The sequence below is a fragment of the Thermostichus sp. OS-CIW-32 genome (genome assembly GCF_054060415.1).
Genome location: NZ_JBSSDD010000002.1, coordinates 67,100 through 81,699 on the forward strand (window position 1 = coordinate 67,100; position 14,600 = coordinate 81,699).

The 14,600-nt window shown below is 58.6% G+C and carries 15 protein-coding genes; 8 read left to right on the plus strand and 7 right to left on the minus strand.

Annotation, left to right across the window (positions count from 1 at the left end):
• Positions 1 to 84 precede the first annotated feature (84 nt).
• Positions 85 to 1,203 (minus strand): alpha/beta fold hydrolase, encoded by a 1,119-nt coding sequence (locus tag ACVWY8_RS02865; RefSeq protein ID WP_457396800.1) that lies wholly within the window; start codon positions 1,201 to 1,203, stop codon positions 85 to 87.
• A gap of 101 nt (positions 1,204 to 1,304) precedes the next feature.
• Between ACVWY8_RS02865 and ACVWY8_RS02870 the strand changes: the two genes are divergently transcribed.
• From ACVWY8_RS02870 to cbiE, 3 genes are read left to right on the plus strand one after another with little or no spacing between them, the layout of a single operon-like run.
• Complete coding sequence (locus ACVWY8_RS02870; RefSeq protein WP_414329503.1) at positions 1,305 to 1,958, plus strand: cobalt-precorrin-8X methylmutase; 654 nt, start codon at positions 1,305 to 1,307, stop codon at positions 1,956 to 1,958.
• A 33-nt stretch (positions 1,959 to 1,991) separates the two neighbouring features.
• Positions 1,992 to 2,738 (plus strand): coiled-coil domain-containing protein, encoded by a 747-nt coding sequence (locus ACVWY8_RS02875; RefSeq protein ID WP_414419862.1) that lies wholly within the window; start codon positions 1,992 to 1,994, stop codon positions 2,736 to 2,738.
• The gene (gene cbiE / locus ACVWY8_RS02880) at positions 2,739 to 3,998 is read left to right on the plus strand and encodes a precorrin-6y C5,15-methyltransferase (decarboxylating) subunit CbiE (RefSeq protein ID WP_457393214.1); all 1,260 of its coding nucleotides are present in this window, start codon (positions 2,739 to 2,741) and stop codon (positions 3,996 to 3,998) included. It abuts the gene before it with no gap.
• 46 nt (positions 3,999 to 4,044) lie between these two features.
• Here cbiE and ACVWY8_RS02885 read toward each other — a convergent pair whose 3' ends face one another.
• Positions 4,045 to 4,647, minus strand: coding sequence for a LabA-like NYN domain-containing protein (locus ACVWY8_RS02885; RefSeq protein ID WP_011431895.1), 603 nt, complete (start codon positions 4,645 to 4,647; stop codon positions 4,045 to 4,047).
• Positions 4,648 to 4,950: 303 nt separating this feature from the next.
• Here ACVWY8_RS02885 and sfsA point away from each other — a divergent pair, with 303 nt between their 5' ends.
• From sfsA to xth, 3 genes are all read left to right on the plus strand, one after another.
• Positions 4,951 to 5,670: a DNA/RNA nuclease SfsA gene (sfsA, locus tag ACVWY8_RS02890; protein WP_414332164.1), complete on the plus strand. Its 720-nt coding sequence runs from the start codon at positions 4,951 to 4,953 to the stop codon at positions 5,668 to 5,670.
• Positions 5,671 to 5,767: 97 nt separating this feature from the next.
• On the plus strand, positions 5,768 to 7,027 hold the full coding sequence (locus ACVWY8_RS02895) for a GTP cyclohydrolase II (protein WP_457393212.1): 1,260 nt from the start codon (positions 5,768 to 5,770) through the stop codon (positions 7,025 to 7,027).
• A 12-nt stretch (positions 7,028 to 7,039) separates the two neighbouring features.
• Positions 7,040 to 7,825, plus strand: coding sequence for an exodeoxyribonuclease III (gene xth, locus ACVWY8_RS02900; RefSeq protein WP_457393209.1), 786 nt, complete (start codon positions 7,040 to 7,042; stop codon positions 7,823 to 7,825).
• A gap of 157 nt (positions 7,826 to 7,982) precedes the next feature.
• Here the strand turns inward: xth and ACVWY8_RS02905 are convergent, their stop codons facing one another.
• Entirely contained in the window at positions 7,983 to 8,426 is a 444-nt protein-coding gene (locus ACVWY8_RS02905; protein WP_457393207.1) for a sigma-70 family RNA polymerase sigma factor, read from the minus strand.
• Between the two features lie 443 nt (positions 8,427 to 8,869).
• On the opposite strand from ACVWY8_RS02905, the gene ACVWY8_RS02910 reads away from it, so the two are divergent.
• Both ACVWY8_RS02910 and msrA read left to right on the plus strand, forming a co-directional pair.
• Positions 8,870 to 9,802, plus strand: coding sequence for an ABC transporter permease (locus tag ACVWY8_RS02910; protein WP_457393204.1), 933 nt, complete (start codon positions 8,870 to 8,872; stop codon positions 9,800 to 9,802).
• Positions 9,803 to 9,883: 81 nt separating this feature from the next.
• Positions 9,884 to 10,552 carry a peptide-methionine (S)-S-oxide reductase MsrA gene (gene msrA, locus ACVWY8_RS02915; RefSeq protein ID WP_414330118.1) on the plus strand — a complete coding sequence of 223 codons (669 nt, stop codon included), beginning with the start codon at positions 9,884 to 9,886 and terminating at the stop codon, positions 10,550 to 10,552.
• Between the two features lie 16 nt (positions 10,553 to 10,568).
• Here msrA and cysW read toward each other — a convergent pair whose 3' ends face one another.
• The 4 genes from cysW to ACVWY8_RS02935 form a co-directional block, all read right to left on the minus strand.
• Positions 10,569 to 11,402: a sulfate ABC transporter permease subunit CysW gene (cysW, locus tag ACVWY8_RS02920; RefSeq protein WP_414350068.1), complete on the minus strand. Its 834-nt coding sequence runs from the start codon at positions 11,400 to 11,402 to the stop codon at positions 10,569 to 10,571.
• Complete coding sequence (gene cysT, locus ACVWY8_RS02925) at positions 11,392 to 12,204, minus strand: sulfate ABC transporter permease subunit CysT (RefSeq protein WP_457393202.1); 813 nt, start codon at positions 12,202 to 12,204, stop codon at positions 11,392 to 11,394. The genes cysW and cysT overlap by 11 nt, the downstream gene beginning before the upstream one ends.
• 6 nt (positions 12,205 to 12,210) lie before the next feature.
• Positions 12,211 to 13,254 carry a sulfate/molybdate ABC transporter ATP-binding protein gene (locus tag ACVWY8_RS02930; RefSeq protein ID WP_011431905.1) on the minus strand — a complete coding sequence of 348 codons (1,044 nt, stop codon included), beginning with the start codon at positions 13,252 to 13,254 and terminating at the stop codon, positions 12,211 to 12,213.
• Between the two features lie 174 nt (positions 13,255 to 13,428).
• A complete protein-coding gene (locus ACVWY8_RS02935) occupies positions 13,429 to 14,469 on the minus strand; it encodes a sulfate ABC transporter substrate-binding protein (protein ID WP_457393200.1) in 1,041 nt (346 codons plus the stop codon).
• Positions 14,470 to 14,600 lie beyond the last annotated feature (131 nt).

A 14,600-nucleotide genomic window follows, 5' to 3' on the forward strand; every position in this document is an offset into this window, starting at 1 on the left:
GGGGTGTTCCAAGCTGGGGGGGCCCTGTGCCGATAGCCCTCACTTGTGGCACCTTGCCGGGAATAGCTCAGATCACTTGCTGAGCTAGCCGACTCGGGGATCCCGCCGAAGGTGGGTGGGCAAGTCAGGGCAGGTCTCCAGACTGGCCGCCCATTCCCCGATGAGGGTGTTGACCCAGTGAGGCAGCTCGTCGTGGGCGCAGTGGCCTACTCCCGGCAGCTTCACCAAGGTGAGGGCAGGTTGCCAGCGCTTAAATTGGTCTGCCAAAAAACTGGGCACTGCCGGATCTTCTCGGCCCCAAAGTAGCAAGATAGGCATTTTTAGGGTGGGCAGCAGGCGTTTGGGGCTGTCGAAGCGGCGGCAGAGAATGGCCCTCAGACCGTCCAAAAACACGTGGGCTGCCCCCGGCTCAAAGGCCGGTCTCTGGAAGATCTGCACCAGCTCGTCATCCACCTGCTCATCCCGCTTGTAGACGTTTTTGATCCAAGCCCGCAGCACCTCGGTTTGCCGCAGCCAGTTAAACAAATGGGGATAGGTGAGTGGGCAGCCCAAGACGGCCAGGATCCCGTCGCAAAGGAGCTGCACCAAGACATCCCAGGGAGGGGGTAATTCTTCGGGGTGAGGCCCATCGGCACAACTGATCAAGCACAAGCCTTTCACCATTTGGGGATAGCGGGCGGCGGCAATGACTCCCACCAAGCCCCCGATGGAATGGCCCACCAGGATGCTGGGCTGCTGAATGTGAGTTTGCCAAAACTCGTGTACCTGCTCCACCCACAGATCAACGCTGTAGGCAATCTCCGGCTTGGCACTCTTGCCAAATCCCAGCAGGTCGAGGGCATAGACGGAGCGCTGGGATCCCAGAGGGAGAATGTTGTGGCGCCAATGACCCACTGACGCTCCAAATCCATGGATTAAAAGGGCCGGAGCTGCCGTCAAGTTGACGACACCGGCAAGGGTTTGGGCGCGACTAGGGGTGTAGGTGAAATGGATGGGCCAGCCCCGCCAATGCCAGGTTTGGGAGTAGCCGTAGCGAGGCAAAGCCGACAAGGGATCCCTGTCGCTGCCCGTTGGGGAAGGGGAGGGCGCATCAACAGAGGAGAAACCGGGATTGCCGACGGAATTGGCGCTGACCCGAGCAGAAGGGGAAGGATGGGAGTTGAGTCTGTGCAAGGGAGGAGTGGGTGACAACAATAGGCTCATCTCCAATTTAGGCTAGACCAATCTTAGTGGTTTCCTCGGCTCATCATTTAATAGGACGTACTTTGCCACCGGTTCTTCTATATCTTCCAGGACATGCCAGCATGACTGTGTCCATAACCCCAGACCCAATGGATGAAGCCTTCGGGATAGACCCGATTACCGCTGCCAGCTTTCGCCAGATCGATCAGGAGATCGGCCCCCACCCCTGGCAAGGGATCCCTTATGAGGTGGTGCGCCGTGCCATTCATGCCACTGCCGACTTTGAGCTGCGGGATCGCTTTTTCTTCGGCCCCAACGCCGTTGAACACGCCCTGGCAGCCCTACGGCAAAAGCAGCCTGTCATTGTCGATGTCAGGATGGTGGCAGCTGGGATCCAGTCAGGTCTGAAAGCCCAAGGGATCCCCCTCTACTGTGCTTTGGACTGGGTGGAGGAGCCCCGTTGGCCCGGTCAAACCCGCGCCGCCAATGGGATGGTGAACTTGGCACGCCGCTATCCAGAAGCCCTGTTTGTCGTTGGCAATGCCCCCACCGCGTTGCTGGCTTTGGTGGAGGAGATTCGGGCACAGCGGGTCAAGCCGGCTTTGGTGATCGGAGTGCCGGTGGGATTTGTGGCGGTGGAAGAGGCCAAGCAGGCGTTGGCGCAAACGGATGTTCCCCAGATTCGGGTGGAGGGCCGCAAAGGCGGATCCCCAGTTGCTGCTGCCATTGTCAATGCCCTTCTCTTGGCAGCTCAACGGGATCCCATCCCCAACTGACTAGAATTGAAGGGATATCTTCAGACCTTTCCCATGACCCCAGAACAAGAGGAGTGGCTGATTCGCAACCTTCAGCAACAACAAGAACAAATCCAAGAAATGCGGGCCGAGCAGCAGCGGTCGGCTGAGCGCTTTGAGGCTCAGATGGTTGAGATGCGGCAGGGCTTTGCAGCCCAAATCTCCGAGATCCGGGCTGAGCAGCAGCGGTCTGCCGAGCGCTTTGAGGCCCAGATGGCCGAAATGCGGGCCGAGCAGCAGCGGTCGGCTGAGCGCTTTGAGGCTCAGATGGTTGAGATGCGGCAGGGCTTTGCAGCCCAAATCTCCGAGATCCGGGCTGAACAGCAACGATCTGCCGAGCGCTTTGAGGCTCAGATGGCCGAAATGCGGGCCGAGCAGCAACGATCTGCCGAGCGCTTTGAGGCCCAGATGGCCGAAATGCGGGCCGAGCGGCAGGCTATGGAAGCCCAACTCCAGACCGAAATCCAGGAGATCAGGGCGTTGATCCAACAGAACCAGGAGCGGATTCGACAGAACGAAGAGCGGGGAGACGAGCTGGAGGTGGCCATACAGGAGTGCCGCCGAGATATGCAGGCTGGGTTTGCCGAACTGAGGGAAGCGCAAGCCATGATGATGGAGCAATTTCGGGAGCGCGATGGCCGCCTGATCGAGGCTCAACTCAGCTTTATTCGGGAGATGCGGGAAATGCAACGGGAAGTTGCGGAGCTGCGACTGGATTTTCTCAATCACATGCGCCAATACCACCCACCTGTCGAACGTTAAATGGCTACGGCAGCACCTGGGCGGTCACCTCAGTTTGCGGTCGTAGGGGTAGCGGGGGATGGCTCTGTGGCTTCCTGGGGGATCCCCCCCCTTTCCCAAGCCAAAGTCTTGGCAGGAGCCCCTCATCTGCTCCGGCACTTTACCGATCATCCGGCCCGCAAGATCCCGCTCACCGGGCCAGTGGAAAGTTGGATCCCACTTTTGCAGCAGGAGATGGCTCAGGGATCCCTGGTCTTGTTGGCCAGCGGGGATCCGCTTTTTTTCGGGATCGGGCGGCTGTTGACGGAGTATTTCCCAGCGGAGCGGTTGGCCTTCTATCCGCAGGTGAGCTCGGTGCAGCTGGCCCTGAACCGCCTGCAGATCCCCTGGCAGGAGGCGACCATCCTCAGCCTGCACGGGCGGGGAGTGGAGCGGTTGGAAGCCGTTCTCAAGCAGGGATCCCCTGTGATCGTGGTGCTCACCGATCCGGAGCATACACCGACCGTCTTGGCCCAGTTCATTGCCGACCTGCGGCTGCCGGTGCGTTACCAAGCCTGGGTCTGTAGTCAACTGGGATCCCCTCAAGAGCAGATCGTGCCCCTCCAAGAAGGGGAAGACGCCGTTTTCCCCAGCCCCAACGTTGTGGTGCTGCGACGAGTAGAGCCGGAGCCAGATCCCCATCGCTGGCCTTTGGTCGGGATCCCGGACGACCAGTTCTACACCTTTCCCGACCAGCCCGGCTTGATCACCAAGCAGTCCATCCGCCTGCTCACCTTAGGATCCCTGCAGCTCCCCCAAGAGGGCGTGGTGTGGGATATCGGTGCCGGCACCGGCTCGGTGGCCATCGAAATAGCCCGCCTCTCTTCTCGGCTCCAGGTCTATGCTGTCGAGCGCAACGCCATGGGCATCTGTCTGATTCGGCGCAACCGGCAACGCTTTGGCCCAGAGAACCTGCAGGTGATCCCGGGGGCAGCCCCCCAAGTGTTGGCCAACTTGCCCGACCCAGATCGGGTGGTGCTGGGCGGCGGCGGCAAAGGGATCCGCGACCTGCTGCCGGTGGTGGAAGCCCGCCTGCGGCCTGGAGGGATCTTAGTGGCCAACTTCGCTACCCTAGAAACCTGCAGCGAGGCCCTGCAATGGCTGCGTTCTCGGGGCTGGCAAGTTCGAGTAGATCACGTTCAGATCTCCCGCTCTGCCGTCCTGGCCGAGGGCACCCGCTTTGCCCCCCTGAACCCGGTTTACCTGCTGCAAGGGATCCCTTCAAATTGGAAAGCCCAGTAAGCCCCCCGTTGCTCTGCTTTCCCTTCTCCCTGTGGGGGAGGGAAAGTTATCCCTCGTCCTCCTCATCGGCGGTGAACCCCGGTCGGTACAGGTAGGCGGAGGAGGGACGGTTGGTCTTCTTGATTTGGTCTTTGATGGATTCCAGGTCGATGTAGCGATCCGCCAAGTTGATCAGTTGATCGCTGGTCATGGAACGCAAGCTGACCACCTCCACTCGTGCCCCTTGGTAGCTAACGGCATTGACCGCATAGGCCAAGTCTCCATCGCCGCTCACCAGCACAGCCGTCTCATACCAGCGCACCAGCGACAGCATATCCACGGCAATTTCCACATCCAGGTTGGCTCTCTTGGATCCATCGGGCAACTGGGTTAGCTCTTTGGTAACCACGCGGTAGCCATTGCGGCGCATCCAGAGCAAAAACCCCTGCTGCTTTTCGTTGTTGCGATCGACGCCGGTGTAGAAAAAAGAGCGCAAAAGGGGCGACCGACCACTCAGAGTCTTCAGCAGACGGGTGTAGTCGATCTCAATGCCCAGTTGCAGAGCGGCGTAGAACAGATTAGACCCGTCGATGAATATGGCCACACGCCCACGGTTGTCCTGCAAGGAATCCCCAGGCTGAAAACTGGGATCAGGATCAAGACGCAGCATTCGGGTTTTCTTCTCCAAGTTTTGACAAAAGGGCAGAAAAAACGAGGTGTTAAATGGGTTTAATCGCCAATACAGCTCTTTCCGGCAGCACCGACTACAGATAATGCAGACGCATCTCTTGTGCGATAGGGATCTTACTGCTTCCCAGAGTGATCTGCAGAATTCCCATGAAGTCGGAAAGAGCTGTAAGAGGGTGCCCCAAGCCCTGGGACACATGATTTACCCTAGCGCAGGAGAGACGATCCCCGGAGAAGATTTCCAAAATCCTAAAGAAAAATACCTACGAAAGGAGAGGCTTTGGGGATGGAGTGCGGGGATGGGCCGGTACCTTACCGCTTTTCGAGCCCCTTGCACAGAGGGGTGCTGCGCAGCCGCTACAAGCGGTTTTTGGCCGATGTGGAGCTGGAAAACGGGCAACAGATCATCGCCCATTGCCCCAACACGGGGCCGATGAGTGGGGTCTGTCAGGTGGGGGCACCTGTGTACCTCTCCCATCACCCGGAGCCAAAACGGAAACTGGCCTACACCTGGGAAATGATCCAGGTGGATGGGGTATGGGTGGGGATCAACACCAGCTTGCCCAATCGCCTGGTGGACTGGGGGCTGGAGCGAGGGTGGTTTCCCCAGTTGGCAGGGTTTTCTCGCCGGCAACGGGAGGTGACCTGCGGCAGGAGCAAAATCGACTTTCTGCTGACAGGAGACTCTGGCTCGGCCTATTTGGAGGTGAAGAATACCACCTGGGCTGTGGGATCCCGTGCGCTGTTTCCCGATACGGTGACCACCCGCGGCCAAAAACACCTGGAAGATTTGATCGCGGTGCGCCAACAGGGTCAGCGGGCCCTGCTGATGTACTGGATCAATCGCGCCGATTGCACCGAGTTTGCCCCCGGCGAAGAACGGGATCCCCGCTATGCCCGTCTGTTTCGTGAGGCCCTGCAGGTCGGGGTAGAGATGTTGCCCTATCGGGTCGAGGTTTCGCCGGCAGGGATCCGCCCCTTGGGTTTGGCCAAAATCGTTGTCTAGGCACCCCAAAAGAAGGGTCAGGCTCTCTGGAAACGGCTGGGGATGGCCTACAATACTGCTTTCTCCAGATTCTTAGTTTTCCAAGCACTTGAGGACCATGAGCAAACCTTCCTCCCGTCCTCATCACATTGTCCTGACTTCCCATCCCTCCCCTCATGGGACGCAAGCCCAGCCGATCCGCTGGGGAGCCTTGGATCCGCTGTGGCGGGGGCCGGTGGTGGGTAGCCTGACCAATCTTGCCCATCGCAATGTCATCGGCACCCATGCGGGAGCCTACGCTGTCTATCGGGCATTGGCTGTGGCCAGTGGCTCTTTGCAGGCGGATCACCGCGCCGATTTAACCAATACTGCCCCGGTGGTGTCGATTGGCCCTCACCCAAGCTGGGGAGATCCAGACCGGATTGTGTCCTTGGATCCCTGGGGAGCAGTTGTGGGGGAAGTCTTTGCCCCCCTCTATGCCCAGGGCTACGATATTCGCCCTACTATTGCCATTACTCAGGCCCACATCCACATGCCAGAACTGCAGGAGGCGGTCAACAAAGGGCGGTTACGGGTGGATGGCCGGATCCTCAAAGACAACGGCAGCCTGGTGGTCACCAAAGCCGCAATCGAGCCGGTCTGGTACCTGCCGGGGATCGCCAAACGATTGCAGGTGAGCGAAAGCCTGCTGCGCCGCACCCTCTTCGAGCAGACGGGAGGCATGTTTCCAGAATTGGTGACCCGTCCAGACCTATCGGTGTTTTTGCCGCCCATCGGTGGCCAGACGGTGTACATCATCGGGCAGGTGGCTGCCATCACCGACCCGGCCTTGCCCCTGGCGGTGCGGGTTCACGACGAATGCAATGGTTCCGATGTGTTTGGCTCGGATATTTGCACCTGCCGCCCCTATCTGGTGCATGGCATTGAAGAATGCGTTAAGACGGCCCAAGCCGGTGGAGCCGGGGTGATCGTGTACCTGCGCAAAGAAGGCCGCGCCTTGGGAGAGGTGACCAAGTTTTTGGTCTACAACGCCCGCAAGCGCCAGGAAGGAGGGGATCGGGCTGATGCCTACTTCGCCCGTACCGAGTGTGTGGCAGGGGTGCAAGACATCCGGTTTCAGGAGTTGATGCCGGATGTGCTCCATTGGCTGGGCATAACCCGAATCGATCGCCTGATTTCCATGAGCGACCTCAAGTATCGAGCCATCACCAACTCCGGCATTGAGGTTCTGCAGCGGGTGCCCATCCCAGAAGAGCTGATCCCGGCGGATGCCCGTGTGGAGATCGAGGCCAAAAAAGCTGCCGGCTACTACACTGAGGGTGAGGTACTGGATGCGGAGCGGCTGGCCCAAATCCGAGGAAGGGCCTTGGTGGAGTGAGCGGGATCCCTCATGCAAGTGGCCACCTGGAATGTCAACTCCATTCGCACCCGGCTGCCTCAGGTTTTGGCTTGGCTGGACAGCCAGGGATCCCTGGATGTGCTCTGCCTGCAGGAGACTAAGGTGGTGGATGAAGACTTTCCCCGGGCGGCCTTTCAGGAGCGGGGCTTTCATGTGGAGGTCTACGGGCAAAAGTCCTACAACGGTGTGGCTCTGATCAGCCGGGATCCCCCGGAAAAAGTAGAACGGGGGTTTGGTGCGCTGCTGCCTTCGGCGGCAGATTTGGACAAGCAAAAGCGGCTGATGAGCGCCATCTACCGCGGGATCCGTATTCTCAACCTTTATGTGCCCAACGGTTCTGAGGTGGGATCGGAAAAATACGCCTATAAATTGCGCTGGCTAGCCACGCTGAAGGATTACCTCGCCGTTGCCCTGAGCCAAGGGGATCCCATCCTGCTCTGCGGGGACTTTAACATTGCCCTGGAAGATCGGGATATTTATGATCCCCAAAAAGCGGGAGAAATCATGGCTTCCGAACCGGAGCGACAAGCCCTGCGGGAGATCCTGGCTTTAGGGTTTGAAGATGCGTTTCGCAGGTTCACCCCAGATCCCGGCCATTTTAGCTGGTGGGACTATCGCTCGGGGGGGTTTCAAAGGAATCGCGGCTGGCGCATTGATCATCATTATCTGTCTCGTGAGCTACAGGAGAAAGCCACCGCTTGCTGGATCGATGTTGAGCCACGGCGGGCCGAAAAACCCAGCGATCATGCCCCTGTCATTGTTGCCCTGGATATTTAAGCGCCTTGTTATAGTCATTTCAAGCTAGGTTGAGACACTCCCCAAACGCTCCCTGCCACTGCCTTCACCCCTTCTCTCAGAGGAAGAGGGGAGCCAGGCGGAAATGTTTCATTCCTGTTTAAATGACCATAACAGCTCATACCAACCAGCCATCCAATTAAAATGGAGCGGCCTCTTCGAGAATTTTCAGAACCATTCTGTGTTCGGGGCTGAGCTGAGCCATGCTTTGCTGTAGAGCCTGTTGGTAGTGCAAGTGCATCAGGTCGGGGCCAGGGTGAGCGATATCCGATCCGAGGGCCAGGTTTTGGGTTTGGGAGTGTTGCCGGGCGCAGCGCCGTCGCTGATCTGAGGCCACATTCCAGCAGATGCGATACAGCCAAGTGGAAAACTGGGCCGAGCCGCGAAACCGAGGCAACCCTTTCCAGGCGCGAATAAACACTTCCTGAACCAGGTCATCCAAAAGATCGGCTCCACACAAGGGATAGAGGATATTCCGTACCGACTGCTGGTATTTGCGGTAGAGTTGGCGAAAGCTCTGGCTGTCGCCGTTGAGGCAGCGCTGGATCAGCTCCCAATCGGATGTATCCTTTGCCGCCTGCACGAGAGGACGCTCCCTTGTTCTCAACCTTGCTTTGTCTGACTCCCAATGCCCCCAAAAGGTTCAAAGGATCCCTGTCTACGATGGCCCTCCACTTCCCGCCAAGCAAGATATGGTCGTTTAGGCTAGAGTGAGACACCTGGGCTATACGAGAAAAGCCTTATGGCCCCATGCATTATTGCTCCGCAGCGCTGACGCGACGACGCGACCAATGTTTTAGGTGTGGGTGCAGTGTCCTAGTTTGAGTCGAAATGACCATACCGGCATCTTCTGATTGCCGTTTTCCCTCAAAGGATACCCGCCGGCAGGTGTAGACAAGCCAATCCCTCTTGCCTGTTCGCACTTTCTCAATCCCAATTCTGTTGAATTCTATTGGCTCGTCGACCTACAATTCCAATAACACCAAAAAGAGGGAATGAAAAGCTGATCTTCATGCCTGCCTGGCCATGGCCAAAACAACTCAGATAACCGATAAACCCGATCTGTTTGGATTCCTCTATCATCACCCGACGCTCATCCTTGCCATTCTGTTGGGGCCACCTCTCATTTGGTTGCTGGTCTTTTACTTGGGGCCGCTGCTGGCGCTGCTGCTGCAAAGTTTTTATCATCTGGATCCCTTTACCGGCCTGATCCTGAGAAAGTTGACTTTGGCCACCTATCGGGAGCTGCTCACTCCTGCCAGCGTGGATATCTTTGTCCGCAGCTTGACTATGGCTTTGGCAGTGACCCTAGCTGCAATTGTGTTGGCTTTTCCTCTGGCTTATACCATGGTCAGACTGGCCTCTCCTCGCTGGAAGGACTTTTTGTACTTGTTGGTGCTCCTACCGCTTTGGTCTAGTTATTTGATTCGGGTTTATGCCTGGAAGTTGATCCTGGCCAAAGAAGGGATCCTCACCTACCTACTCGCCCATGTGGGCCTACAGGGATGGGTGGAAAAGATTTTGCAGTTGCCCGGGATCGGTGGGCCATCGCTGGCCGTATCCAACTTGGGTATTTTCTTGGTGTTTCTCTATGTTTGGCTGCCCTATATGATTCTGCCGATTCAGGCGGCTTTGGAGCGAGTGCCCGATAGCTTAATTGAGGCTTCTGCAGATTTGGGGGCTCAGGGTTGGCAAACATTCCGCCATGTTATTCTCCCCCTCGCGTTGCCAGGGATCCTGGCCGGGTCGGTCTTTACCTTTTCCTTAACATTGGGAGATTTTGTGGTGCCCTATTCTCTGGGCAATTCCAGCTATTTTATCGGGCAGGCAGTTCTCACCTTCCAGGGCACCTCTGGCAACATTCCCTTGGCGGCAGCCTTCACGGTTGTGCCGATGGGGATCATGATCGTTTATCTGCTGGTGGCCAAGCGGCTGGGGGCGTTTGAATCGGTGAGCTGACCCGATCAAGGATTTTTCCAACACATGAGGAGCCAACTGAGCTAGGCTGATAAGTGTTAACGAATGTATCGGGCTGTCCCTATGGTGCTCTTTGGCTTTGGCAAACTTGGCAAGAAACTGTCCCTGCCCAAACCGGAAGAAGCCTTGCCGGGCCGGGCCGAGCCGATGGTGATCGTGAATCGGCATTTTGTCAATGGCCATCCGCTGCAGCCGCCTTTTCCCGAGGGCATGGAGCTGGCCATGTTCGGCATGGGCTGCTTCTGGGGGGCAGAGCGCAAGTTTTGGCAGGTGCCAGGGGTGTTCAGCACAGCGGTGGGCTACGCTGGCGGGTTTACCCCCAACCCCACCTATGAAGAGGTCTGTACTGGCCTGACTGGCCACAACGAGGTGGTGCGGGTGGTTTACGACCCAGCTCAGGTCAGCTATGCCCAACTGCTGAAGGTGTTTTGGGAAAATCACGACCCTACCCAGGGGATGCGCCAAGGCAATGATGTGGGCACCCAATACCGCTCCGGCATCTATGTGTATTCTCCGGCGCAGCGGGAGCTGGCGGAAAAAACCCGCGATCTCTATCAGCAGGCCCTGACCGCCCACGGCTACGGCCAGATCACCACCGAGATCTTAGACGCGCCTGAGTTTTACTACGCCGAAGACTACCACCAGCAATATCTGGCCAAGAATCCGCGCGGCTACTGCGGCCTGGGGGGCACTAAGGTTTGTCTGCCAGAGATCCTCACCGAGCCCGTCTGATCCACACCCTGACGGATCAAAAGATCCGGCGGGAATGGGACCCCCGCTCAAGGAACTCCCTAGCCACTAGGGTTACCACCGCCAGCAAGGAGAGCACCACCGCCGCCGCATAGGCTGAGCCGGTGGCATAACTGCGGTAGGCATCTTCCACGAACAAGGGCAAGGTCTGGGTGCGGCCAATGATGTTGCCGGAAACCACAGCCACAGCGCCGAACTCCCCCATGGCGCGGGCATTGGTCAAGATGACGCCGTACAAAAGGCCCCAGCGGATGTTGGGCAGGGTGATTCTCCAAAAGATCTGCCAGGGGGTTGCCCCCAGCGTTTTGGCGGCTTCTTCCTGGTCGGTGCCTGCCTCCTCCAACACCGGCAACACTTCCCGCGCCACAAAAGGAAGGGTGATGAAAGCCGTTGCCAACACAATGCCCGGAAATGCAAAGATAACCCGCAAGTTCCAGGATCCCAGCCAACCCTGACGCCCGAAGATGAGCACCAGCATTAGGCCAGCCACCACCGGGGAAATGGAAAAGGGCAGATCGATCAGGCTCAGCAGCAGCGCCCGCCCCGGAAAACGCCGATGAGCAATGGCCAAGGCAGCACAGAGGCCGAAAAAGGTATTGAGGGGCACAACGACCAGGGCGGTTAGCACCGTCAATCGCAGGGCACTGAGCAACTCCCGCTCTGTCAGGCGATGGAGAAAGGCTGGGATCCCTTCTCGAAACGCCTGATAGAAGATGTTCACCACCGGGATCCCGAGCAGCAGCGCGATGTAAAGCCCGACGATCCCGATCAACAGGCCCGACAGCCATGTTGAGGGCTTCGGTTTGACACCTGCTACCTCGTCAGGTTTCATGGCGACTTCCCCAGGCTTGCAGAAGGTTAATTACCACCAGCGACAGGAAAGAGATCCCCAACATCACCGTTCCGATCACGGTTGCCCCGGCATAGTCGTGTTGTTCCAGCCGCTGAATCACCAGCACCGCCGCAATCAAGTCCCGAAAGGGAATGCTGGAAGCGATGATCACCACAGAGCCGTATTCCCCCACGGCGCGGGAAAACCCTAGGGCTACCCCGGTGAGCACCGCCGGCAGGATCTGGGGCAGCACCACGCGCCGGAAGGTCTGAAAGCGGGAAGCCCCCAAACTCCAGGCTGCCTCTTCCACATCTTTCTCCAGCTCCTGCAACACCGGCTGCACCGTCCGCACCACAAAGGGAAAAGAAATAAACAGCATCGCCACCCCCACCCCCAAGCGGGTAAAGGAGATGCGGATCTCCAAGGGGGCCAAAAGGGATCCAATCCAGCCGTTGCTGCTGTAAACCGTTGCCAGGGTGAGGCCGGCCACGGCGGTGGGCAAAGCAAACGGCAGATCGATCAACCCCTCGAGAAGCTTTTTGCCGGGGAAGGCGTAGCGCACCAGCACCCAGGCAGTCAGGGTGCCCATCACGCCGTTGATCAGAGCCGCCAGCAACGCGGTTACAAAAGTAACTTCATAGGCGGAGAGGGCCACGGGATCCGTCGCGATCCGCCAAAACTCCGCCCAGCCCACGCTGCTGGACTTGGCAATCAAGGCAGCCAGCGGCAGAATCAACATCAAGAAGAGATAGCCCAGGGTCAGCCGCCACGGCCAAGACAGTTGAGGCAAAGCTTGCAGCAACGTTTCTCAAGCTCCCACCGGCATTGCGGTCATCTCGGTTTTTTTGACGGGAAAGGCTTTCACCACCTTGGGGCGCACATAGACCTGCTGCCCCACCTGCAGGGGTTGGTTGGCATATTGCTCGCGGCTGAGATGGGCCCACAGGGATCCGCCATCGCTAAGAATCAGCTCCGCCTGAATCTCCCGACCCAGGTGGATGATCTCCTTAACGCGGGCAGAAACACCACTGCTGCCGGGGTTGACCTCAATCTGCACATCGTGGGGGCGCAAAAAAAGCTGATGCGGGCCGGCCTGCACCTCGGGAAGCTGGCAAAAGAGTTGGGAGCGGGGAGAAAGCTCGTTGACCGGGCCGACAAAGCTCATCACAAAGGGTGTAGCTGGATGGTCATAGATTTCTGCCGGGGATCCCACCTGTTCGATCCGCCCCTGGTTCATCACCACGATCTGATCCGCCACCTCCATGGCTTCCTCTTGATCATGGGTTACAAATACCGTTGTCACATGCACCTCGTCGTGCAGGCGCCGCAACCACTTGCGCAGCTCTTTGCGGACTTTGGCATCCAGGGCCCCAAAGGGCTCATCCAACAGCAACACCTGCGGCTCCACCGCCAAAGCGCGGGCTAGGGCCACCCGCTGCCGCTGCCCCCCAGAGAGTTGAGAGGGGTAGCGATCCCCGAACCCCGATAGCTGCACCAGCTCCAGCAGCTCATCCACCCGTGCCCGAATCTCGGCCCGTGAAGCCTTGCGGATCTCCAAGCCAAAGGCGATGTTCTGCCGCACCGTCATGTGCTTGAACAGGGCGTAGTGCTGAAAAACAAAACCAATGTTGCGCTCCTGGACGCTGGCATGGGTAGCATCCCGCCCGGTGAGGGAAATCCGCCCCGTATCCGGCTTTTCTAGGCCGGCAATCAGGCGCAGCAGGGTGGATTTGCCAGAACCCGATGGCCCCAAGAGGGCAACCAGGGATCCCGTGGGAATGGTGAGATCGGTGGGGTGAAGGGCCTGAAACTCGCCAAAACGCTTCGATACCCCTTCGATGGTGATACCCATAGGTTCTGCCTAGCTAGTGGTTTGCCTGAGAAGTTGCTGGATGGTTGCCGGCTGAGTCTTCTGGAGAGGGTGAGGGAAGTTAAACTCGCGGCTAATCTACGGTAAACCTGTCAACAAACCGTTGATACAGCTCCCAGGATAACTTGAACGGGGATCCAAAACAAGGGAGACTCCCTACAACTGAGCTTGGATGCGGTCAAACAAGGCCCCATCGGCAAAAAAGCGGCTTTGGACAACCTCCCATCCGCCCAGGTCGGCGACGGTAACCCGCTTCTCAACAGGAGGGTACCGCCAGGCAAACTCTTGGGCCACCGTCGGCTCCACCGGGCGAAAGCCCACCTCGGCAAAGGCCCGCTGCGCTTCTGGGGTGAATAGGTAGTCCACAAAGGCTTCGGCCACGGCACGGGTACCTTTGCGATCCACATTGGCATCCACCACGACTACGGGGTTGTCGATGGAAATGTTGGGGTCGGGCACCACATAGGACAGGGATTGGCCGCGCAGGCTGGCCAAGATCACCTCATGTTCGTAGGTGAGCAGGGCATCCCCTTGCCCTTTTTGGAAAAAAACATCGGTGGCCTCTCGTGAGTCCCGCGGCAAAATGCGGACATTCTTGTAGACCTGGGTGGTGAAGGCCAGAGCCTGGGGTTCAGGGACAGCGCTCCAGAGGGCTAAAAAGTTCCAGCGGGCGCCCCCTGAGGTCTTGGGGTTGGCGGTAACCACCTGCAAGCCGGGCCGAGCCAGATCTTGCCAAGAGCGGATCCCCTGGGGGTTGCCCTCCCGCGTTACAATTACTGCCACCGAACGGGTAACGATCCCTTGGTTGGGGGTACGGGCTTCCCATCCCGGCTGGATGAGACCCGCAGCCACGAGGCGCTCCACATCCAAAGCCAGGGCCAAGGCCACCACATCGGCATCCAGCCCGTCAATAACTGCCCGCGATTGCGTTGCCGAGCCGCCGTAGCTGCTTTCCACCCGCACCCGTTGCCCCGTTTTCGCCAGCCAATCGGCCTCAAAAGCAGGGATGATCTGCCGGTAGGCATCCCGCGTCACCGCAAAAGAAGCGAGGAGGATGCTGACTTCCCCCTGCAATCCCCCCCCTCGGCCACAGCCTCCAAAGCCAAGCAGAAGGCAGAGCAGCAGGGATCCCATCCCCAGCCACCGTCCCCCGCTCGCCAGCAGCCTCTGGATCCCGCCTGTCTTTGTAACCTCCATAGCCGTCCTCAAAACCTCGGGCCGCCCTCGCCCCCAGCCTCTCTCCGACAGAGGGGCTCCGCTTGCTGTAGGCGGAAGGAGCAGGCCCTTGTTCCTATTCTACGGTAAGCCGGTCGGCAAACCGTTTTTAT